At 71.8% G+C, this 19,494-nt stretch carries 16 protein-coding genes; 1 reads left to right on the top strand and 15 read right to left on the bottom strand.

Annotated elements, in window-relative coordinates:
* Window positions 1-221: 221 nt before the first annotated feature.
* Window positions 222-875, top strand: a complete 654-nt coding sequence (locus EJ357_RS37050) for a phosphatase PAP2 family protein (RefSeq protein WP_228472724.1) — start codon at window positions 222-224, stop codon at window positions 873-875.
* Between the two features lie 7 nt (window positions 876-882).
* On the opposite strand, the gene EJ357_RS37055 is transcribed toward EJ357_RS37050, so the two are convergent.
* From EJ357_RS37055 to EJ357_RS37125, 15 genes are read right to left on the bottom strand one after another with little or no spacing between them, the layout of a single operon-like run.
* Window positions 883-2,208, bottom strand: coding sequence for a glutamate-1-semialdehyde 2,1-aminomutase (locus EJ357_RS37055; protein ID WP_126396031.1), 1,326 nt, complete (start codon window positions 2,206-2,208; stop codon window positions 883-885).
* 7 nt (window positions 2,209-2,215) lie between these two features.
* A complete protein-coding gene (rfbC, locus tag EJ357_RS37060) occupies window positions 2,216-2,767 on the bottom strand; it encodes a dTDP-4-dehydrorhamnose 3,5-epimerase (RefSeq protein ID WP_126396032.1) in 552 nt (183 codons plus the stop codon).
* Window positions 2,764-4,011, bottom strand: coding sequence for a polysaccharide pyruvyl transferase family protein (locus tag EJ357_RS37065; RefSeq protein WP_126396033.1), 1,248 nt, complete (start codon window positions 4,009-4,011; stop codon window positions 2,764-2,766). The genes rfbC and EJ357_RS37065 overlap by 4 nt, the downstream gene beginning before the upstream one ends.
* On the bottom strand, window positions 4,008-4,964 hold the full coding sequence (locus EJ357_RS37070) for a glycosyltransferase family 2 protein (protein ID WP_126396034.1): 957 nt from the start codon (window positions 4,962-4,964) through the stop codon (window positions 4,008-4,010). The genes EJ357_RS37065 and EJ357_RS37070 overlap by 4 nt, the downstream gene beginning before the upstream one ends.
* Window positions 4,961-6,250 carry an MATE family efflux transporter gene (locus tag EJ357_RS37075; RefSeq protein ID WP_126400518.1) on the bottom strand — a complete coding sequence of 430 codons (1,290 nt, stop codon included), beginning with the start codon at window positions 6,248-6,250 and terminating at the stop codon, window positions 4,961-4,963. The genes EJ357_RS37070 and EJ357_RS37075 overlap by 4 nt, the downstream gene beginning before the upstream one ends.
* 5 nt (window positions 6,251-6,255) lie before the next feature.
* The gene (locus tag EJ357_RS37080) at window positions 6,256-7,539 is read right to left on the bottom strand and encodes a DUF4910 domain-containing protein (protein WP_126396035.1); all 1,284 of its coding nucleotides are present in this window, start codon (window positions 7,537-7,539) and stop codon (window positions 6,256-6,258) included.
* Window positions 7,527-8,552, bottom strand: coding sequence for an NAD-dependent epimerase/dehydratase family protein (locus EJ357_RS37085; protein WP_126396036.1), 1,026 nt, complete (start codon window positions 8,550-8,552; stop codon window positions 7,527-7,529). The genes EJ357_RS37080 and EJ357_RS37085 overlap by 13 nt, the downstream gene beginning before the upstream one ends.
* 3 nt (window positions 8,553-8,555) lie before the next feature.
* A complete protein-coding gene (locus EJ357_RS37090; protein WP_126396037.1) occupies window positions 8,556-9,218 on the bottom strand; it encodes a PIG-L deacetylase family protein in 663 nt (220 codons plus the stop codon).
* A complete protein-coding gene (locus EJ357_RS37095; RefSeq protein ID WP_126396038.1) occupies window positions 9,215-10,009 on the bottom strand; it encodes a glycosyltransferase family protein in 795 nt (264 codons plus the stop codon). The genes EJ357_RS37090 and EJ357_RS37095 overlap by 4 nt, the downstream gene beginning before the upstream one ends.
* On the bottom strand, window positions 10,006-11,241 hold the full coding sequence (locus tag EJ357_RS37100) for a class I SAM-dependent methyltransferase (RefSeq protein WP_126396039.1): 1,236 nt from the start codon (window positions 11,239-11,241) through the stop codon (window positions 10,006-10,008). Before EJ357_RS37100 ends, EJ357_RS37095 begins: the two co-directional genes overlap by 4 nt.
* Window positions 11,242-12,492, bottom strand: a complete 1,251-nt coding sequence (locus tag EJ357_RS37105) for a glycosyltransferase (protein WP_126396040.1) — start codon at window positions 12,490-12,492, stop codon at window positions 11,242-11,244.
* 2 nt (window positions 12,493-12,494) lie between these two features.
* Window positions 12,495-13,772, bottom strand: coding sequence for an O-antigen ligase domain-containing protein (locus EJ357_RS37110; protein WP_126396041.1), 1,278 nt, complete (start codon window positions 13,770-13,772; stop codon window positions 12,495-12,497).
* A gap of 1 nt (window position 13,773) precedes the next feature.
* Window positions 13,774-15,312, bottom strand: coding sequence for a right-handed parallel beta-helix repeat-containing protein (locus EJ357_RS37115; RefSeq protein WP_126396042.1), 1,539 nt, complete (start codon window positions 15,310-15,312; stop codon window positions 13,774-13,776).
* A gap of 8 nt (window positions 15,313-15,320) precedes the next feature.
* Window positions 15,321-17,288, bottom strand: a complete 1,968-nt coding sequence (locus EJ357_RS37120; protein WP_126396043.1) for an alginate lyase family protein — start codon at window positions 17,286-17,288, stop codon at window positions 15,321-15,323.
* Window positions 17,285-19,477: a bi-domain-containing oxidoreductase gene (locus EJ357_RS37125; protein WP_126396044.1), complete on the bottom strand. Its 2,193-nt coding sequence runs from the start codon at window positions 19,475-19,477 to the stop codon at window positions 17,285-17,287. The genes EJ357_RS37120 and EJ357_RS37125 overlap by 4 nt, the downstream gene beginning before the upstream one ends.
* Window positions 19,478-19,494: the final 17 nt, after the last annotated feature.

Consider the following 19,494-nt stretch of genomic DNA (forward strand, 5'->3'; position numbering starts at 1 on the left):
CAAAATCGAGGAGTAGTTGGCTAGGGTGGCAAGTAGGGGTTGATTCCGATGCCCGGCTGGCCGGGCGGTCTTCAAGAGGGCCTGGAGCAGGGGAAAGGAAGCCGCTGTCCATGGCTGTCCACCGGTCGGACGAAGAGTCGCACGCTCACCCCGCCTCAAGAAGTCAAGATCCGGAACACCCTCCACCGGTCACGGCAGAGCACGGCAGGCGGCCGGCGCCCGTGGTGCTGCCCCCGTCTCTGCGCGGGTGGCTCGGGACGATTGCGGCTCTTGCCGCGCTGGTGGTCGTCGTGATCGGGGTCCTGTATGCCGGCCATGACGAGCCCGGCACGGTGGACAGGTGGATCGTCCGGCCGACGGCGGACAGCGTGCGGCCGCCGTGGCGGAACGTAGCTCTGGCCACGGACTTCCTGGGTGAGCCCGCCGGAGCGGCGACGCTGGTCGTGGCCGCCGTGGCGGGCTGCCTGCTGCTTCGGCGTCCTCGCGCAGCGGTGCTCGTCGTCGCCGGCGCCGGCCAGGCCGTGGTGACGACGACGCTGCTCAAGCCCGTGGTGGGACGCACCATCCACGACGGGCACCTGTCCTACCCGAGCGGACACACCGCCTTCCTCACCGCGCTCGCCCTCGTGGTGGCGCTGCTCGCGACCGGCCGGCTCGGCCTCGGCAGGACGGCCGGCACGTCACTCGTGCTCGCCGCGGCGCTGGTTGCCGGCGCCGCCATGGGCTGGGCGCAGGTCGCCCTGGGTGCGCACTACCCGACCGACGTCCTGGGCGGCTGGTGCACCGCGCTGGCGGTGGTACCGGCGACCGCCTGGCTGGTGGATCGGACGGTCGACGCCGAGGTGTGGCAGCAGCGGCGGCGGCAGCGCCGCTGACGTCACGTCACGCCAAGCGGCGGAATACCGGCTTCACCGGTCGCCCCGCCAGCCAGGGGGTGGGGTCGGCGGCGTCAAGTGCCTTCCGGTACACCGCACATGCCTCGGCCACCACATCGACGGTGCGATCGATGTCGGCGTCGTCGAGCGCGCTGCTCACCACGAACGACGGGGCCAGCACCCCGCCCGCCAGGAGCCGACGCAGGAACAGGGTGCGGTACTGCTGCGACGGCTGCCGGTTCTCGTCGAGGGTGGCGAAGACCAGGTTGCTGGCCCGGCCCCGGACGACGATGTGGTCGCCGACGCCCATGCCGGCCGCGGCCTCGCGGACACCGGCGGCCAACCGCTCGCCGAGCGCGTGCAGTCGGGCGGTGATGCCCTCCTCGACGTACGTGCTCTGCACGGCCATCGCGGCTGCCAGGGAATGCGTCTCCGCACCGTGCGTGGTGGACAGCAGGAACACCCGGTCGCCGGAGTGACGCAGCCCGCCCAGCTCCATCAGGTCGCGGCGCCCGGCCAGCGCGGAGACGGCGAACCCGTTGCCCAGCGCCTTGCCGAACGTGGAGAGGTCGGGGACGACGCCGTACAGGCCCTGGGCGCCCGCCTCGGACCAGCGGAAGCCGGTGATCATCTCGTCGAAGATCAGTACGCAGCCGTGCCGGTCGGCCAGTTCGCGCAGGCCGGCGAGATATCCGGGCGGTGGCTCGGTGTGGGTGGCGGGTTCGAGGATCAGGCAGGCGATTTCGTCTTGGTGGCGGGTGAGCAACTCCTCCGTGGCGGCCAGGTCCCCGTAGGGGAACGCCACGGTGAGGTCGGTGGTCGTTGCCGGGATGCCGGCGGACATCGGCGTGGTGCCGATGAACCAGTCGTCGACGGAGAAGAACGGATGGTCGGCGCACAGGGCCACCCGCGGGCGTCCGGTGGCGGCGCGGGCGAGACGCACCGCGGCGGTGGTGGCGTCGGAGCCGTTCTTGGCGAACTTCACCATCTCGGCGGTCGGCACCGTGGCCAGGAAGCGTTCCGCGGCCTCGACTTCGACCATGGACGGCCGGACGAAGTTGCTGCCGCGGTCGAGTTCCCGCCGCACCGCCTCGATCACGCGTGGGTGGGCGTGGCCGAGGCTGACCGAACGCAGTCCGGAGCCGTACTCGATGTAGCGGTTGCCGTCGATGTCCCACACGTGGGCACCATGGCCGTGGCTGATGACCGGGGCCAGGTTCTCGGGGTACTGGTCGTCGCCCTTGGCGTAGGTGTGCGCGCCCCCGGGGACCATGGCGTGCAGCCGCTCGTTCGCCTCCCGCGACCGGGGCAGGAAGAACTCCTCAGTGTCCACGCTGACTTCAGCTCTCTCTCTGCTTCAGGACCTCGGCGAGGCTCGGCGCCTCCCGGTCCCGCTGGGACATCGATGTGGGCGCAAGCGGCCAGGGGATGGCGAGCTCCGGGTCGTCGAAGGCGATCGTCACGTCCTCGGCCGGGTCGTGCGGGCGGTCGATCCGGTACGAGGTGTCGGCGGTCTCGGTCAGCGCCTGGAAGCCGTGCGCGCACCCCGCCGGGATGTACAGGGTCACCTGCGTCTCGCCGGACAGGTCGAAGGAGGCGACGTTGCGGTAGGTCGGCGAGTCCGGGCGCAGGTCCACGACGACGTCGAAGATCCTCCCGTACGAGCACCGCACGAGCTTGGCCTCGCCCGCGCCGGAGCGCAGGTGCAGGCCGCGCAGCACACCCCGGACCGAGCGGGACACGCTGTCCTGGACGAAGGCCTCCGGGTCGAGGCCCACCGAGCGGACCACGTCGGCGTCGAAGGTGCGGCAGAAGAAGCCGCGTTCGTCGGCGTACGGGGTCGGCTCGAAGAGGTGTGCTCCGGCGATTTCCGGTACTCGGGTCGCTTTCATGAAGCCTCCTGCCGGGCGTGGGTGCGGGCGCGGGCCTGGTCGGTCGCGGGGAACAGAGCCGCGGTCAACTCGGCGAACTGATCCCTGAGTTGACGGACGGCGACCAAATTCCGCTCGGCGAGGGTCCGCCGTAGCTCAGCCGATCTCTTCTCCAACGCCCTGAACTGTGCGAGCAGTTGGTCGGCGTCGACCTCGCGGGCCGGGTGGCAGAAGGTGTCCAGCCCCATCCGAGCCATGAGCGCGTCGCTCTTCGCCGCATAGCTGAGCGCGAGCGTCGGCGTGCCGGCCTTCAGCGCGCAGACCAGGTTGTGGTACCGGGTCGCCACCACGGTGTCGGCGGCCGCCGTCTCCTTCATCAGGTCGGCCAGCGAGGTCGCCTGGGCAGCTGTGACCAGCGGCGAGTCCACCGCGTCGAGGATCGCGGCGACCACCGGCGCGTCGCACTCGTCGCCGGTGAGCAGCCGGACCGGCCTGCCGTCCTCGACCAGGGCGCGGACGAAACGGGTCGTCCCGTCGAGGTAGCGCCGGTGGATCCCCTCGGCCCGGGCGCGGTCGTCGTTGCCGCCGTGGAAGTCCATGACGCCGACGCAGACCTGGCCGGGCCGACCGGAGGGCGGCGCGCTCGCCGACGGTGTCGGCAGGGCGAAGGCGAGGTCCGGGTAGACCTCGTCGCGCGCGGTGTCCACGCCCATCTCCCGCATCGCGTCGCGGGATTGGGTGTCCCGGTAAGACCGGTACGCGGCCAGCCGCGCCGCCCAGCGCACCAGGGTTCGGGTCGGCCGGTTGCCGATCGGGGCGGCGCCGACGCCGACGAGCGCGACCCGGGTGCCGACCAGCCGGCCGCTCGCGCAGAGCAGGAACAGCGAGTACGGGAAGCCCCACGGCCGCAGTGGCAGCGTGGCCTCCAGGACGCCCATGCCCGGCACGATCACCACGTCGTGCTTGCGCACCCAGGCGGCGGTGCGGACGACGTCGACGAGTTTGCCCAGCCCTTTGCCCGCGACAGCGCCCGCACGTGACGCGGTCCGATACTCCCCGCGGTACCAGTGCAGCCGCGTCGCGGGGATCCCGTACCGGGCCGTGACGACCTCGGGACCGCCGCACAGCGCGTCCACGACCGCCTCCGGGTGCTCGGCGCGGAGGTACCCGAGCACCGCCTCCAGCGACCCGTCGTTGCCGAGGTTGCCTGAGCCGAGCAGGCCGAACACCCCGACGCGCACCGGGGTTTCGTCCTTGGGTCTCATGCCTTCCCTCCGGTGCGACCCTCACGGCCGGCGACGAGGGCGTCGACCGAGACGGTGAGCCGGTCAGGGTCGGCCGGGGCGCGGTCCTCGACCCGCTCGCCGGCGCCCGGCCGGGCCCGGCTCGTCATCCACTCGCCGAGGTGGCGGTAGCACGCGCGCCGGTCGGCCGCGGTCAGCGGCGCCCGCCGGATCGCCGAGACGAAGCCCAGGACGTACTCGGCGAGCAGCCGGGGCGTCGGGTGCAGCGGGCCCGCCCGGCGCGGGTCCAGGTTGACGCACCGGGAACGCTTGCTCGGGTTCGCCCGCTCGGCGCGGGTGGGGTGGTCGCGGCGGAAGTACAGCAGCTCCGGCACCTGATGGAAGGGCCCCTGCAGGACGAGCTGGGCGACGAACGTGCGGTCCGCGTGGTGGTAGCTGTCGTGCGGCCGCACCCGGCGCAGCGTGTCGGCGCGCATCACCCCGTAGAAGTCGTCGCCGCCGGGCTCGAACAGGAAGCTGCGGAAGCGCTCCGGGGCGTGCGGCGAGGCGGTGGCGAGCCCGTACTCGTAGGGGACCTTCACCTGACCGTCGCCGTCGATGACCGCCTGGTCGGAGTGCGCGAGGACGACGTCCGGCCGCTCGTCCAGCGCCTCGACGCACCGGCGCAGCAGGTCCCGGGCGTAGAGGTCGTCGTGCGAGGCCCACTTGAACAACTCGCCGCGGCACTGGGTGAACACGTAGTTGTGGTTCGGTGCGGCGCCGATGTTGCGGGTCAGCCGGATGTACCGGACGCGCGAGTCCTGCGCGACGTACTTGCGGCAGATGTCCTCGGTCCCGTCGGTCGAGGCGTTGTCGGAGATGACCAGCTCGAAGTCCTCGTATGTCTGGCCGAGGAGGGCGTCGAGCGATTCGGCGAGGTACTCCTCGCCGTTGTACACGGGCAGGCCGATGCTCAGCCTGGGGCGGGCGGTCATGGCGTCCTCACTTCGGGGATGGAGTTCTGGTGGTGCTCGCGCAGGGCGGAGTGCAGCTGGAGCCACCACACGGCGGAGGCGGTAAGGGTCGCGGTGGCGACGCCCCAGGCCGAGCCGACCGTGCCGGCCAGGGCAGCTCCGCCGAGCCCGCCCGCCACGTAGCAGGCGGAGGCGAACAGTTGGCAGCGCAGGCTGCGCCGGGCCGCGGCGAGCGCGCGCAGCCCCGCCGCCGCGCCGGTGCCGAGGCCGGCGCCCGCGACGCCGAAGGTGACCGGCACGATGAGCTGTGCGGCGGAGTGCCAGACGTCGCCGAGCACGAGCTCGCCGAGCCGGTCCGGCATCAGCAGCAGCGCCCCGCCCCAGAGCAGGGCGGCGACGGCCTGCCCGCCTCCCAGCAACAGACAGAACCTGCCGAGGCGGTGCGGGGCCCGCCGCAGTACCCGTGCCGCCTCCGCGACGGTGACCAGCGAGAGGCCCATCAGCACGGCGAGGAACGGGCCGAGCAGCAGCTCGGCGCCCCGGACCGCACCCACCGCGCCGATCCCGACGATCGCGCCGAGCCCGTACGCACGCAGCTGGCTCGCCCCGCTGAGGCTGACGTTCTCGACGAGGTAGCGGTAGCCGAGGTCGCGTTGCTCGCGGAGCCACGCGCGTGCCTGTGCTGTGCGGGGCAGGATGCCGGACTGGACGTAGCCGTACCCCGCGGCCACCGTGGCGGACGCGCCCCAGGCGAGCACGAAAGCGGCCACGGTGCCCACGCGGGCCGCCACCACCATGGCCGGGACGAGCGCGACGCCCCACACGAGGTCGTTGACGAACGCCTTTTTCCCGGTGCCCGCGGCGAAGAACGAGTACCGCCAGGCGTCCTGGAGGAGCAGCCCCGGCAGCATGACGCCGAGGCAGGCGAACGCGGGGCCCACGCTGCCGCCGAGAGCGAGCCCGGCCACCAGGCAGGCCGCACCGATCGCGGCACCGACGCCGAGCGCCGTACCCGACGACCGGGCCACCGCCCCGCGCCAGGCCGTGTCCGGCACGCCGCTGAAGCGCACCACGAGCGGGTCGGTGGCCAGGCCCCGGGAGACGTTGAGCACGACGCCGTAGGTCACCCAGGCGAGGCTGAACACGCCGAACGCGGTCACCCCCAGTGAGCGGGCCACGTAGATCCCCACCGCGAAGTTGCTGATGCTGGAGGCCGCCTGGTCGGCCAGCCCCCAGGACAGCCGGCCGGCGAAGGCCCGTCGGGTGGATCCCGCCGGCGCCGTCGCCTTCTCCTCCTCGGTGGTCATCCGCGTCATGCCTTGATCAGCCCGGCGCCGTGCAGGGCACCGGCCGCGACGGCGACGGTGTCGAACGGCAGCCCGGACCGCTCGGCGACATCCAGCAGACTGTGCTCGCCGTCGGAGAGGCTGAGCACCCAGAGCATGGCCATCTGGGCCTGCTTCGCGTCGCTGCGGCCGCCGAGCGAGTCGTACAACCCACGTCGGCCCAGCTGCGGTTCGCCGTAGGGACTGAGATTGACGTACCGCCGGTTGCGGTCCAGCAGCGCGAACGCCTCTCGGCAGACCGCGAGGGTGTCCGCCATCGCCTCCGGGGAGACGAAGTCCGGGTTGTCCGCCGAGGTGTGGTACTCGGGGTAGCCGGCGTACGGGGTCCGGCTGAGCGAGCCCACGCCGAGATCGAACCCGGGGGAGCAGTACTGCCGCTCGTCGTAGCCGTACGGAGTGAACTCGGCGATGCGGTGCGGGCGTTCGGAGGCGTCCAGCACGTGCCGCACCACCCGGTCGATCTCCGCGTCGCCGCGCCTGCTCTGCTTGTACGTCAGTTGGCCCGGGTCGCCGGCGCAGGCCAGCACCAGGCCGTGCTTGACCCGGTCGATCCGCTCCGCGTTGCGGGCCAGCCAGGTGATCGCCCCGATGGTGCCGGGCGCGAAGATGAACCGGTAGGTGTAGTACGGCGTCCGCTCCGCCAGCGCCCGGGCCAGGAACGTCGCCACCGCGATGCCGGCCAGGTTGTCGTTGGCCAGCGACGGGTGGCAGACGTGGCAGGAGACGATCACCTCGTCGGTGACCTGCCCGGGGACCACGTGCTCGGCGTAGGTGAGGTGGCCGTCGGCGAGGGTGGAGTCGATGCGCACCTCGTACTCGCCGTCGGGCAGCGCGTCCAAGGTGTCCTGGGCCAGGCAGAACCCCCATTCCGGCTGGTAGTAGCTGGTGCGGTACGGCACCCAGCTCGGGTGTTCCGGCAGGGTGTGCAGGTGTTCTCGCAGCTCGGCCAGCGGCATGGTCGCCGACACCGGCACGCTGTAGCCGAGCACGTGCAGGCTGGACGCGGCGAAGTCGACGACCCGGTGGCCGGTGGCGTCGGCGACGTACGCGTCCCGGATGTTCCACTCCTGCGGCACCGTCCAGTCGAGCACCTGCGTCCCGGTCGGTACCTCGTGCACCTGCAGCGGGACGTACTCGCCGACGATCTCCAGGGTGGCGCGCACACCGTCGCCGGTGATGCTCCGGCAGAGCGGGTACAGCCGCTCCACCAGTGCGTGCATCTCTTCGCCGACTGCGGTCATCGGCGCCACCGCAGGGTGTCGTCGACGGTGCCGGCCTCGGACGCCGCGCGCAGCACGGCAAGGCGGGTGAAGCGTCGGTCGAAGTCCTCCCGGGTCAGCCCGAACTCCCGGTAGGCGTCGGCAAGTTCGAGCGCGCCGCGCTTCACCGTCCACTCGCAGTCGAAGCCGGGGATCGCGGCGCGGAACCGGGAGAAGTCCACCCGGTACGACCGAGGATCGGCGCCGGTCTCCCCGGTGATCACCACCTTCGAGCCGGACACCGCCTCGGCGACCTGCTCGGCGATCTCGGCGACCGTGACGTTGTTGATCTCGCTACCGATGTTGAACGCCCGGTCGTGCACCGCTTCGCGCGGCGCGGTCAGCGCGGCCGTGAAGGCCCGTGCGATGTCGGCGGCGTGCACCAGCGGGCGCCAGGGCGTGCCGTCGGAGAGCACCAGCACCTCGCCGGACAGGAGCGCGTGGCCCACCAGGTTGTTCAGCACGATGTCGGCGCGCAGCCGGGGCGAGTAGCCGAAGGCGGTGGCGTTGCGCATGTACACCGGGGTGAAGTCGCCGTCGGCCAGCGCGTGCAGGTCGTCCTCCACCCGCACCTTGGACTCCGCGTACGGCGTCACCGGGCGCAGCGGGGCCTCCTCGGCCACCAGGTCGTCACCGCCTGCGGCACCGTAGACGGAGCAGGTCGACGCGTACAGGAAGCGCTCCACTCCGGCGTCGCGGGCCAGCCGGGCCAGCCGTACGGAGGCCTGGTGGTTGATGTCGTAGGTGAGTTCCGGCGCCAGCGATCCCAGCGGGTCGTTGGAGAGCGCGGCCAGGTGGATCACGGCGTCCACCCCGGCCACGTGCTCGGCCGTGACGTCACGCAGGTCCACCCGGTGCCCGAACGGGTCGGCGGGCGGCTCGCCCAGCACGCAGTCGGCGAACAGGCCGGCGTCGAGGCCGACGACCTCGTGCCCGGCGGCCGCGAGGATCGGGGCCATCACGGTGCCCAGGTAGCCCTGGTGTCCGGTCAGCAGTACGCGCAAAGTTCAGTCCCCCACAGTGGAAGTGCCCAGATCGAGCGTGAGTTTGGTGACGGCGAACGCCTCCGCGTAGCGGGCGTGGCATTCGATGCCGCGGATCCGGGCAAGGCCGAGGAAGGCCTCCCGGTCGTACCAGGGCCGGTGCCGCTGCGAGGGGTAGTGCTCCTGCAGCAGCCGCACCTTCTGTTCGGCGGTCTCCGGCGACAGCGGCTGGTAAGCCGACGGACGGCCGAGATCGCCGTCCCACTTGACGATCTCGTAGCCGAGGACCATGTGGTCACGGAACGCGGTGGGTATCAGCTGCGCCAGGCCGCGGTGGTCCTGGTGCGCGTCGTCGGTACGCGGGGCGAGGATCAGGTCCGGGTCGGTCTGCCCGCGCAGTTCCTCGACCGCGGCCTTGGCCTCGTCCCAGTGCACGGGCATCCGGCCGTCCGGCAGCTTGAGCACGGTCAGCCGCAGGTCGGCGCCCGGGCAGAAGGCGGCGAGCGCGGCCTTCTCCTCCTGCTCCCGGTCGGTGCCGCCGCCGGAGAGCACCAGCGCGTCGACGCGGATGCCCGGCCGTGCGTGGCACAGCGTCAGCAGCGTGCCGCCGGCGCCGATGGCGATGTCGTCGCAGTGCGCGCCCACCGCCACGATCCGGTCCAGGGGTCCGGCCCCGAGGCGGATCACGCCCTCGCTCCGGCGGTGTCCCGCTCCCAGACGGCCCAGGGGCGCTCGCCCCGCGCGTACGCGTCGTCGAGCGCGGCCCGTTCCTTCACGGTGTCGGTCGGCTTCCAGAAGCCGCGGTGCTGGTGCGCCACCAACCGGCCGCGCTTGGCCAGTTGGGCGCATCCGTCGGCGACCAGGTCCCCGTTCTCGGGTATGTGGTCGAAGACCTCCTGGCGGAGCACGAAGTAGCCGCCGTTCTCCCACAGCGGCATGTCGCTCACCGCGGTGATGCCCCCGACCAGGCCGTCCTCACCCAGGTCCACGCAGTGGAACGAGGACTGGGGCGGCACCACCATCATCGACGCACCGGCGTCGCGCCGGGCGAACCGGTCGATCATCTCCGGCAGCGGGGCGTCGGTGAGCACGTCGGCGTAGTTGGCGAGGAACATCTCGTCGCCGTCGAGATGGTGGCGCACCCGGCGCAGCCGCTCCCCGATCGGCGACTCGATGCCGGTCTGCGCGAACGTGATCGTCCAGTCGGCTATGTCGGTGGACAGCAGCTCGGTGCGCCCGCCGCGCAGCACGAAGTCGTTGGACGTCGTCTCCTCGTAGTTGAGGAAGAACTCCTTGATGTGGTGCGCCCCGTACCCGAGGCACAGGATGAACTCCGTGTGCCCGAAGTGCGCGTAGTAGCGCATGACATGCCAGATCAGCGGTCGCGGGCCGACCATCGCCATCGGCTTGGGCACGTCGTCCGCGGCGCCGCTGCGCATCCGCATCCCGTAACCGCCGCAGAACAGAACGACCTTCATCGCTTTACCTCGACAATGCTCAGTTCCGGGATGGGAAAGACCAGCCGGCCGCCCCAGTCGCCCACGAAGGACAGTTGCTCGATCAGCTCGGCCCGCAGGTTCCACGGGAGGACCAGGACGTAGTCCGGCCGGTCGGCGGCTATCTGCTCGGGCGGCAGGATCGGGATGCGGGTGCCCGGGGTGAACCTGCCGTGCTTGTAGGGGTTGCGGTCGACCGTGTACGGCAGCAGGTCGGGCCGGATGCCGCAGTGGTTGAGCAGGGTGTTGCCCTTGCCCGGGGCGCCGTAGCCGACGACCGTCTCGCCGCGCTCGGCCGCCTCGATGAGGAACCGCAGCAGATCCCGGCGCACCTTGGCCACCCGCGCGGCGAACTCGGCGTACCCGGACAGCTCCTGCAGCCCGGCGGCCTTCTCCCGGGCCAGCACGTCCGCCACGCGCTGTGTCGGCTCGCCGGCCACCTCGGCGGGCCGGGCCCACAGCCGGATGGAGCCGCCGTGCGTGGGCAGCAACTCGACGTCCACGAGCGCCAGTCCGCCGCTCGCCAGCGCCCGGATCGCGGAGGCGACCGTGTAGTACTGGAAGTGCTCGTGGTAGATCGTGTCGTACTGGTTCTCCTCGATCAGGGTCAGCAGGTGCTGCACCTCGATGGAGACCCAGCCGTCTTCGGCGACCAGGGCGCGCAGCCCCTGGGTGAACCCGACCACGTCGGGAATGTGCGCGTACACGTTGTTGGCCACGACCAGGTCCGCCGGGCCGTGCTCGGTGCGGACGGCCGAGCCGGTGTCCGGGGACAGGAACTCCGTGAGCGTGGGCACACCCGCGTCCCGCGCCGCGGCGCCGACGTTCACCGAGGGCTCGATGCCGAGGCAGCGGATCCCCCGGTCCACCACGTGCCTGAGCAGGTACCCGTCGTTGCTCGCGACCTCGACGACGAAGGCGTCGGGGCCGAGAGCCAGCCGCTGTACGGCGTCGGTGACGAACGTCCGCGCGTGCTCCACCCACGAGGTCGAGTACGAGGAGAAGTACGCGTACTCCTTGAACGTCTCCTCCGGCGTGATCAGCGGAGGGATCTGCGCCAGCCAGCAGTCGGTGCAGACCCGCAGGTGCAGCGGGTACGCCGGTTCCGGCTGGTCCAGTTGGTCCGCGGCGAGAAAGCTCTCGCACGGTGGCGTCGCCCCCAGATCGACGACGCTCGCCAGCGTCGCCGAGCCGCAGAGTCGGCATCGTGTCATTTACTGCCCCCCATTGATTCGGTCCCCCATCGATTCGGGCCCCATTGATTCGGTCCCCATTGATTCCGTCCGCCCCGCGATCGCGGTGCGGTACCCCTCCACCAGGCGCTCCAGCCCGACGGCCGGGCTGAACCCCTGCTCGTAACGGCGCCGGGCCGCCCGGCCCATCTCCTGGTTGCGGGCCTGCTCGGCCGTGATCCGGCGTATGCAGTCCGCGAGTGAGGCTGCTTCGCCCGGCCGGTGCAGCAGTCCGGTCGTCCCGTCCTCGACGAGTTCGACGAAGGCACCGTGACCGGCGGCGACGGTCGGGACGCCGGCCGCCATCGCCTCCACGACCACCAGGCCGAACGCCTCCAGCCACGTCGAGGGAGCCACCACGGCGACCGATCGCGCGATGGCCTTCCGGCACTCCGCCGTGTCATACAGGCCGACGTACCGGACGTCGTCCCGGTCCGCCGCCCAAGCTGTCACCTCTTGCTCCAGCGGCCCCGCGCCGGCGATCACGAGCGGCACGCCCACACCGCCGCCGGCGGCGAGCTCGTCCCACGCGGCCATGAGCAGCCGCACGCCCTTGGCCTCCGCGAGCCGGCCGAGATAGAGCACCTGCTCGCCGATGCCCTCCCGGCAAGTTCCAGGCTCCGGCACGAAGTTGTGCTTCACCGCAAGGCGCTCGGCAGGCATACCGGCCCCCACCAGGACGTCGCGCTGCGCCGCGGAGATGCAGAAGAACCGCTCCACGCCGGACCACCACCGCCGCCGGTTGACCGACAGGCTGACCGCGAGCGGCACCGTCGCCAGCCGTGAGTTCCGGTAGCAGCCGTGCCGGACGGCGGGCAGCGGCGCCGCCCCGACGCACTCGGCGCACGGCCGGCCGTCCCGCTGCAGCGTGCCGGGCGGGCAGACCTGGGTGTAGTTGTGCAGCGTGGCGACGGCGGGTACGCCGGCGTCGGCGCAGGCGGCGAGCACCGCGGGCGACAGGAGCGGGAAGACGTTGTGGATGTGCACCACGTCCGGCCGCTCGCTGCGCAGCCGGGCCGCGAGCTCCGTGCGCACCGCCGGGTTCCACGGCACTAGGAGCGGCACCGCGGCCTTGGCCAGGAGAGACCGGTCGGCGATGGTGTCGCTGCGCCGCTCGAACACCTCGACCCGGTGGCCGGCCCCGCGCAGCAGCGCCACCTCCTGGTCGACGACCTTGTTCTCCCCGCTCGGCTGCGCCGAGGCGTAGCGGTTGTGCACCACGAGGACGTGCATGCTCAGGTCACCTCCGATCTACGGGCCCAGCGCGGTACGCGCCGTTGAGGGACTTCGGGCGTCGACAGTCGAGGGACCTCGGGCGTCGAGAGGGGAGCGGCTGTGGCAGGCGCCGCCAGCAGGGAGGCGGCCACGGCGAGATGCAGCAGATACGGCGAGGCGTCGCCCAGCCCGGCCTCGGTGTACGACGCGATCGCGCAGTAGCTGATCAGGAAGATCGCGCATGCCCTCTGCAGCGACGGTGGCCGCAGCAACGCGACACCGCCCAGCACGATGATGACCGCCGCGACGAGGGTGACGCCGATCAGACCCTGCTCGTTGTAGACGGCCAGCCAGCTGTTGTCGATCGGCAGCCCGCCGAACGACTTGTCGCCCAGGCCCGCGCCGAACAGCTGCTCCGAGGTCGACCGGGGCGCGGCCAGCAGGGCGTCCCAGACCTTGGCCCGACCGGTGAGGTTGGAGAAGTTCTCCTGGCTCTGCCCGCGCAGGAACCACGCCTGCAGCGCGGAGCTGAACGCCACCGCGGCCACCGTGGCGCACAGCACCGCCCAGGCGAAGAACCGGCGGGCGGCGGCGCTGGTCAGGACGAGCGAGCCGATCGCCAGCACCAGCCCGATGAGCAGGCCGAGCGTGGCCGTCCGGGTGTGGGTCAGCGCGAGCAGGACGAGTGACGGCACGATGACCACCGCCGCACTGGTCCTGTCGGTCCGGCGGCCCAGGGCGAGCAGCACGGTGAGGCCGATGATCACCGCGGCGTACTGTCCGATCTGCGGCGGGGTGAGCGGCCACAACGCGCCGACCAGCCGGCCGCCGTAGAGCTCGGGCAGGGCGGCGCCCGGTGAGATGACCAGCCCGGCGGCGACCGACCCGAGCACCGCGAAGTACATCCGGATGTGGTGCCGGGCGAAGGTCAGGCCGCCGTCCCACCAGCGGCTGAGCAGCCACAGCGTGGCGACGAAGAGAGCCAGCCGGGCGCAGCGGAAGACCGCGCCGAACCCGGACTCCAGGTTGGCGCTGGAGATCACGCTGGGCACCAGCAGCAGGGTGAGCAGGAACACGAAGGCGCTGGCCCGGATGCGCAGCCGGAGATTGACCGCGAGCGCCAGCATGAACGCGGCGACCAGCGCGCCCATGGTGGCCATCTGGATGAGGGAACGGGGCAGCGGGACGATGGTCTTGGCCCCGGCGGAGCCGAGCGTGTTGAGGATCAGCAGTCCCCAGGCCGTCCCGACGATCTTCGGCGTGTGGTCCGCGATCTTCGGCGTGTGGTCCGCGACCATCTCAACCACCGTCCCGCGCGCGGAAGGTGCTGCCCGCGTCCTGCTGGTACGGCGTGCCCTGCCACTGCCCGAAGTCGAGCACCCGGCTCGGATCGTGGGCCACGAACTTCCACGGTCCGAGGTAGACGTTGTCATGCCAGCGGTTGTGCTGCTTGCGGGTGATCGCCTCGGCCACCCGCTCGCCCTTGTACGGCGACCAGCGCGGATAGGTGCCGTAGTTGGCCAGCACCGCCATCCGGTCGCACTTCGCCGTGCAGTCGACGACGGACTTGTCCAGCACGAAGCGGTTGTCGTGGATGTCCACTCGCTGGGTCTTCCACCGGCAGTCGGCGTACAGCGGTGCGGTGGCGATCGCCGGCTGTGCGCAGCGGGCGGTGTTCTTCACCAGCAACGTGCAGTCACCGGACGAGGTGTTGGCCGGGCTGTTGCAGAACCGGTCGGCGTTCTCCCACAGGGTGATCCCGGACCAGTTGTTCTCCAGCACGTTCCGGTAGATCTCGATCTTGTCCGTGCGGGCGCGGATCCGTGGTTCGCCGCCGGACTCGGACAGGTAGACGGTCGCGTACGGGAAGTTGTCGCCGCCGTCGGCGGCCCTGCGGCCCTCGACCCAGTTGTTCCGCCGGATCGTGTTCTTCCGGATGACCGCGTTGTAGCTGGTCTCGTAGATCAGCGCGGCGCCGTCGTTGGCCTCGATCACGTTGTTCTCGATACGGAAGTCGTTGTTGTTGGTGTCCGCCCACAACCCGGTTCCGCGGTTGTCGTGCACCCAGTTGCCGCGTACGTCGGCGCCGTTCACGGCCCAGAACTTGATGCCTCCGGTGCAGCCGCAGCCCTCACGCCTGCGTTCCCAGTCGTCGGTGTTGTTGCCCACGATCTCGTTGCCCTCGACCACCAGGTCGGTGATGGTGTCGCCGGACTTGTACGCGTTCAGGCCGTACTGACCGTTGCCGCGCAGGCAGCTGGCGCGGACCTGCTGGCGGGCACCGGCCATCAGCCCGGCACCGGAGTTGTTCTGGATCGTCGCGTGCTCGATCACCCACCCGTCGGCCGAGTCATGGTTGACCACGCCTTCGTTGTGCGGCGGCACGAAACCCTGCACGGTCAGATGGCGGACCGTGACGTCGGCCGCGGTACCGCCGAACGCGTACTGGTTCTTCTTCCGGCCGTCGAGCACCGCGTCGGGCGCGCCGAGGTAGCGGTTCCCCTTCTTCGGGATGACCTGGGCGTAGCGGTCCGGGTCGAGCCGGTGCTTGCCCGGTCGAAGCCAGAACGTGGTGTTCGGGGGACTGCTCTTGGTCTTCGCGGCCAGGTCACCGACCACCGCGGGGTCGACCGTCACCGCGCCGGCCGGTGCTTTCGCCGGCCCGGCCGCGGGCTTGGCACACACCCGGGCCACGGACGTGGACGGCGCCCCGGACATCGAGGGCGCACCGGTCGGCTCCGCCCGGGCATCCGCCGTGCTCGTACAGCCGGTGGTCGCCAGCAGGGCCAGCGCCAGCGGTGCCGCCGCCAACGCCCAGTTCCGCCTCTTGATCCCCACGCGCCCCCCTAGCCGCGGAACCTGAGCAGGGTGGTGAACTCCTCCGTGCCGTCGGCGAAGCCGGTGCCGATCAGCGTGGTGGCGGGTTCCTTGCGCCCGAAGCCGGGGGAGTACCAGCCCAGCGGCGGGTCGGTCTCGCCGCGATGGGCCCGCCAGCTCAGCTGCCCGGGCAGATCGAGCACCGCGGAGCGGTCCTCGCCGTCCCGCGTCCAGGTCAGCACGGCTCGGTTCCCCACCAGGTCCGCGGCGATCGCCGGGCCGAGGTGGAACGCCAGGCGCGCGGCCCGGCGCGCCCCGCGCACCTCGTCGACCACCCTCAACTCCTGGCTCGCAGCGGTCAGTTCCACCCGGCGGCGGTGCACGGAGCCCTGGTAGCCGTCGTGCTCGGCGCTCCAGCGGCCCACACCCTCGTCGGATGTGTCCGCGACCAGGACACGGCTGCGGGCCTGCCGGGTCCACAGGAACGGGCCGCCGGAGACCGACTGGTCAACGCCGTCCAACTGCAGGGTGTTGTGGCCGAGGGTCGACCGGAAGTACTGCCGCCACTGGGGCTGCCCGTGGTAGCAGTACGTCCCCGGGTCGGCGAGCACGTCGACCCCGTCGTGCCGGACCTCCACGGACAGCGCGTCCGCGTGGGCATGCGCGGCGATGGACAGGAAGCCGTGCGGTCCGCCGTCGCAGCGGCACCAGATCTCTCCCGCCCCTTCCGAACCGCGCAGGATGGTCATGCCCGCGTCGGCGAAATGGCCCGGTCGGCTCGCCGGGCGGGACACGGCCGGCGCGGTTGCGTTCTTCGAGTACGGCCGGATGAGCGCGGCCAGCAGCGGGGTGCGTACATCGGTGCCGGTCACCTCCGGCCACCAGGCGAGCCGGCCGAACACGGCGTCCCCGGTGGCCAGCAGCGAGCCCCAGCGGTCGGTGCCCGCGCCGTCCACGACCAGACCGTGCCCGTCGTCCGCGTCCCCTTGGCGCGGCGGCCGTAACCGGCCGTCCACGACGGCCGCGAGGGCGTCGGTCATCCGCAGCAGCACCAGCCGGATCGACGCGGGGACCGGCACGGCGGCGGCATCCGCCTCGGCCACCGCGGCCAGGCCGAGCTCCAGCACCAGCCCGTGGTACTCGGTGGCCAGCTCGCGGTTGAGGCCGGAGCCGAAGGTGTTGCCGCGCAGATGCCGCTCCAGCGACCGCAGCGCGTCGGCCTGCCAACGCGCCGAGGAGGGGAACCACCCGAACGCGCAGGCCGCGGCGAACTGCCCGGCGGCCTCCGCGATGACGTGGTTGTTCGCCGAGGACCCCCGGCTGGGGAAGGCGGCCAGCCAGCGCTGGTGGTGCCAGATCTGTTTCACCGCCACCGGGTTGCCCTCGAACAGCCCGGCCGCGCCCGGCCAGCCGTCGAGCAGCCGGCGGATCCACACCCAGGACAGCAGCCGGATGCCCAGCTCGATGCCGCTGATCCAGTGCACGCCGCGCAGCGGTGGGTTGGCCGCCCACCACGACCGCAGATGCTCGGCCACGCGCTCGGCGTACCGCTCGTTCCCGGTGATCGCGTAGGCGGCGGCGAGCACGGTGAGGTACTGATGCCGGGACAGCTCCCAGATCTGCTTGATGTCCCCGACCGCGTCCTCGCTGCGGTACGGCACGTCGAAGGCGTAGCCCCACGGAGCCCGGCGCCCGGTCTTCGGGTCGCTCCACCAGTCCGGGTCGGTCAGGTCGTCGCGGACCACCCCGAAGTACTCGGCGTGCCCGTACATCAGCCGGTCCGCCTCGGCGACGAGACGCTTCGCGGCGTCCGGGGGGATGGCGGCGATCGTCCCGGCGGGCAGTACCGCGGTGAACCGGGCGCCGGTCACCGTCGGGCAGTTGGGCCGCGCCGACCGCCACCGCCGCCTGCGCACGGCGTCGCTCACCCGGCCCGCGACCTCCTGCGGTCCCATCCGGGAAAGGCGCCGCAGGTACCAGCCCGCGCTCATGGTCATCGCGCCCGCTCCAACGTCACCGGCGCGCCACCGGCCAACCCGGCCTGCACGGCGAGGGTGGCCGCCGTGGTGGCGACCAGCGACTCCAGCGGCACCGGCATCGGCCCGCCGGTCCGCACGGCCTTGATGAACGCGGCCAGTTCGGCGTTCTGCCCCTTGTCCCGGGCCTTGGGCAGCCGCGAACTGACCCACTTCTTGGAGCTGTACACCGAGGCCCGGACGAAGTCGTCGAGCCGCAGCACCTTGCCGTCCGCGACCAGGTCCAGCGTCTCCTTGGGGAAGCCGGGCGCACCGGTGGTGACGTAGCTGATGGTGGCGGTGGACCCGTCGGGGTAGCGCAGGACGACCTGGAGGTCCTCGTTTCCGGACGGGGCGACCGCGTACACCGACACCGGGTCGGCCCCCAGCAGCCAGCTCGCCGTGTCGATGAAGTGCCCGCCCTCGCCGGCGAACCTCGAGCCCTCGGTGCCCTGTTGGAGGTACCAGCTGCCGTGCTGCAGCCTGCCCGCGTTGACCAGGTAGCGCAGGCTCGCGGGACCGGTCCGGGCGCCGAACCGCTTCTTGGCCTCGGTCAGCAGCGGCGCGAACCGGCGGTTGAAGCCCACCTGCAGCCGGTCGTTGCCGGACTCCTCCACCGCGGCGAGCACACCGGCCAGATCGTCCTCGGTGAGCGCCAACGGCTTCTCCACGAACACCGCCTTGCCGGCCCGCAGTGCCCTTTGGGTCAGTTCGGCGTGCGAGCTGTGGCGGGTGACCACGAACACCGCGTCGATGGACTTGTCGCCGAGTACGGCGTCGAGATCGGTGGTCGCCTCGGCGAAGCCGAACTTCCGCTTGGCGTTGGCCGCGGACAGCGCGGTCGTGGTGACGACGGTCGCCAACTCGACGCCGTCGCGCCCGGTCAGGTGCGGTAGCAGCATCGACGTCGCGTAGTTTCCCGCTCCGACGAAGGCGAGGCGCACCGACGCGTTGGCCAACCGGGCCGGGGCGGGCACTTTGCCGCTGCTGCGCACGTTCACCGCGGGCACGGCCACCGCCGGGGCCTTGGCTCCCCCTTCCACCACCTGTTCGGGGTACCGGAACAGCACGGCCACGGCCTTCAACTCGCCGTCCTTCAGGCGCTGGTACGTCTCCACGGCGTCGTCGAAGTCGGCGATGTGCGAGATCAAGGGCTCCACGTCGACGCTGCCGCGGGCGACGAGATCGAGGAAGCACGCCAGGTTGCGGCGCTCGGTCCAGCGCACGTAGCCGATCGGGTAGTCCCGGCCCTCCAGCTCGTACTCCGGGTCGTATCGCCCGGGGCCGTAGGACCGCGAGAACCGGACGTCGAGCTCCTTCTCGTAGTACGCGTTCCACGGCAGGTCCAGGCGGCACTTGCCGATGTCGACGACCCGGCCGCGGTCCCGGCAGAGCCGCGCGGCCAGCTCGACGGGCTGGTTGCTGCCGCCGCCGGCGGCCAGATACACCTGGTCCACGCCGTGACCGCCGGTGAGCTCGGCGACGGCGGCTTCCACGGCCGCGGACGCGGGATCGCCGCAGGCCGCGGCGCCCAGGCGCTCGGCGAGCTCGCAGCGCACCGGGTCGGGGTCGGCCCCGACGACGCGGACCCCCGAGGCGGTGAGGAGCTGCACCACCAGCTGCCCGATCAGACCGAGGCCGATGACCAGCGCCACCTCGCCGAGCTGGGGCTCGCCCTGGCGGACGCCCTGCATAGCGATCGACCCGACGGTGCCGAAGGCGGCGTGCCGCGGAGCCAGGCCGTCCGGCACCGGGACGTAGAGGTTCTTGGGCACCCAGTTCAGCTCGGCGTGCAACGCGTGCTCGTTGCCGGCGCAGGCCACGAGGTCGCCGACCTTCACGTCGTCGATCCCGGTGCCGACCTGCTCGACCACCCCGCACAGCGAGTAGCCCAGCGGCGTGTAGGAGTCCAGCTTGCCCATCACCTTGCGGTAGGTGGCGGGCACCCCGTTGGTGGCCACGCTCTGCATGACCTTGGCCACCTGGTCCGGCCGGGAGCGGGCCTTGCCCAGCATCGACATGCCGGCCTCGGACACCTTCATGAGCTCGGTCCCGGTGGAGATCAGCGAGAAGGCGCTGCGGACCAGCACACCGCCCGGCTTGCACCCCGGCACCGGCACGTCGAGCACCGCCAGCTCGCCGCTCTTGTAGTTCTGCACGACCTGCTTCACCCAAACTCCTCTGAATT

The sequence above is a fragment of the Streptomyces cyaneochromogenes genome, from assembly GCF_003963535.1.
Classification (GTDB): domain Bacteria; phylum Actinomycetota; class Actinomycetes; order Streptomycetales; family Streptomycetaceae; genus Streptomyces; species Streptomyces shaanxiensis.

What these genes read in the sequence shown, in the direction of transcription:
- EJ357_RS37110 (WP_126396041.1), bottom strand. Translation starts at nt 13,772, where the DNA reads ATGGTCGCGGACCACACGCCGAAGATCGCGGACCACACGCCGAAGATC.
- EJ357_RS37095 (WP_126396038.1), bottom strand. Translation starts at nt 10,009, where the DNA reads ATGAAGGTCGTTCTGTTCTGCGGCGGTTACGGGATGCGGATGCGCAGC.
- EJ357_RS37065 (WP_126396033.1), bottom strand. Translation starts at nt 4,011, where the DNA reads ATGAGACCCAAGGACGAAACCCCGGTGCGCGTCGGGGTGTTCGGCCTG.
- EJ357_RS37075 (WP_126400518.1), bottom strand. Translation starts at nt 6,250, where the DNA reads ATGACCACCGAGGAGGAGAAGGCGACGGCGCCGGCGGGATCCACCCGA.
- rfbC (WP_126396032.1), bottom strand. Translation starts at nt 2,767, where the DNA reads ATGAAAGCGACCCGAGTACCGGAAATCGCCGGAGCACACCTCTTCGAG.
- EJ357_RS37070 (WP_126396034.1), bottom strand. Translation starts at nt 4,964, where the DNA reads ATGACCGCCCGCCCCAGGCTGAGCATCGGCCTGCCCGTGTACAACGGC.
- EJ357_RS37105 (WP_126396040.1), bottom strand. Translation starts at nt 12,492, where the DNA reads ATGCACGTCCTCGTGGTGCACAACCGCTACGCCTCGGCGCAGCCGAGC.
- EJ357_RS37120 (WP_126396043.1), bottom strand. Translation starts at nt 17,288, where the DNA reads ATGACCATGAGCGCGGGCTGGTACCTGCGGCGCCTTTCCCGGATGGGA.
- EJ357_RS37100 (WP_126396039.1), bottom strand. Translation starts at nt 11,241, where the DNA reads ATGACACGATGCCGACTCTGCGGCTCGGCGACGCTGGCGAGCGTCGTC.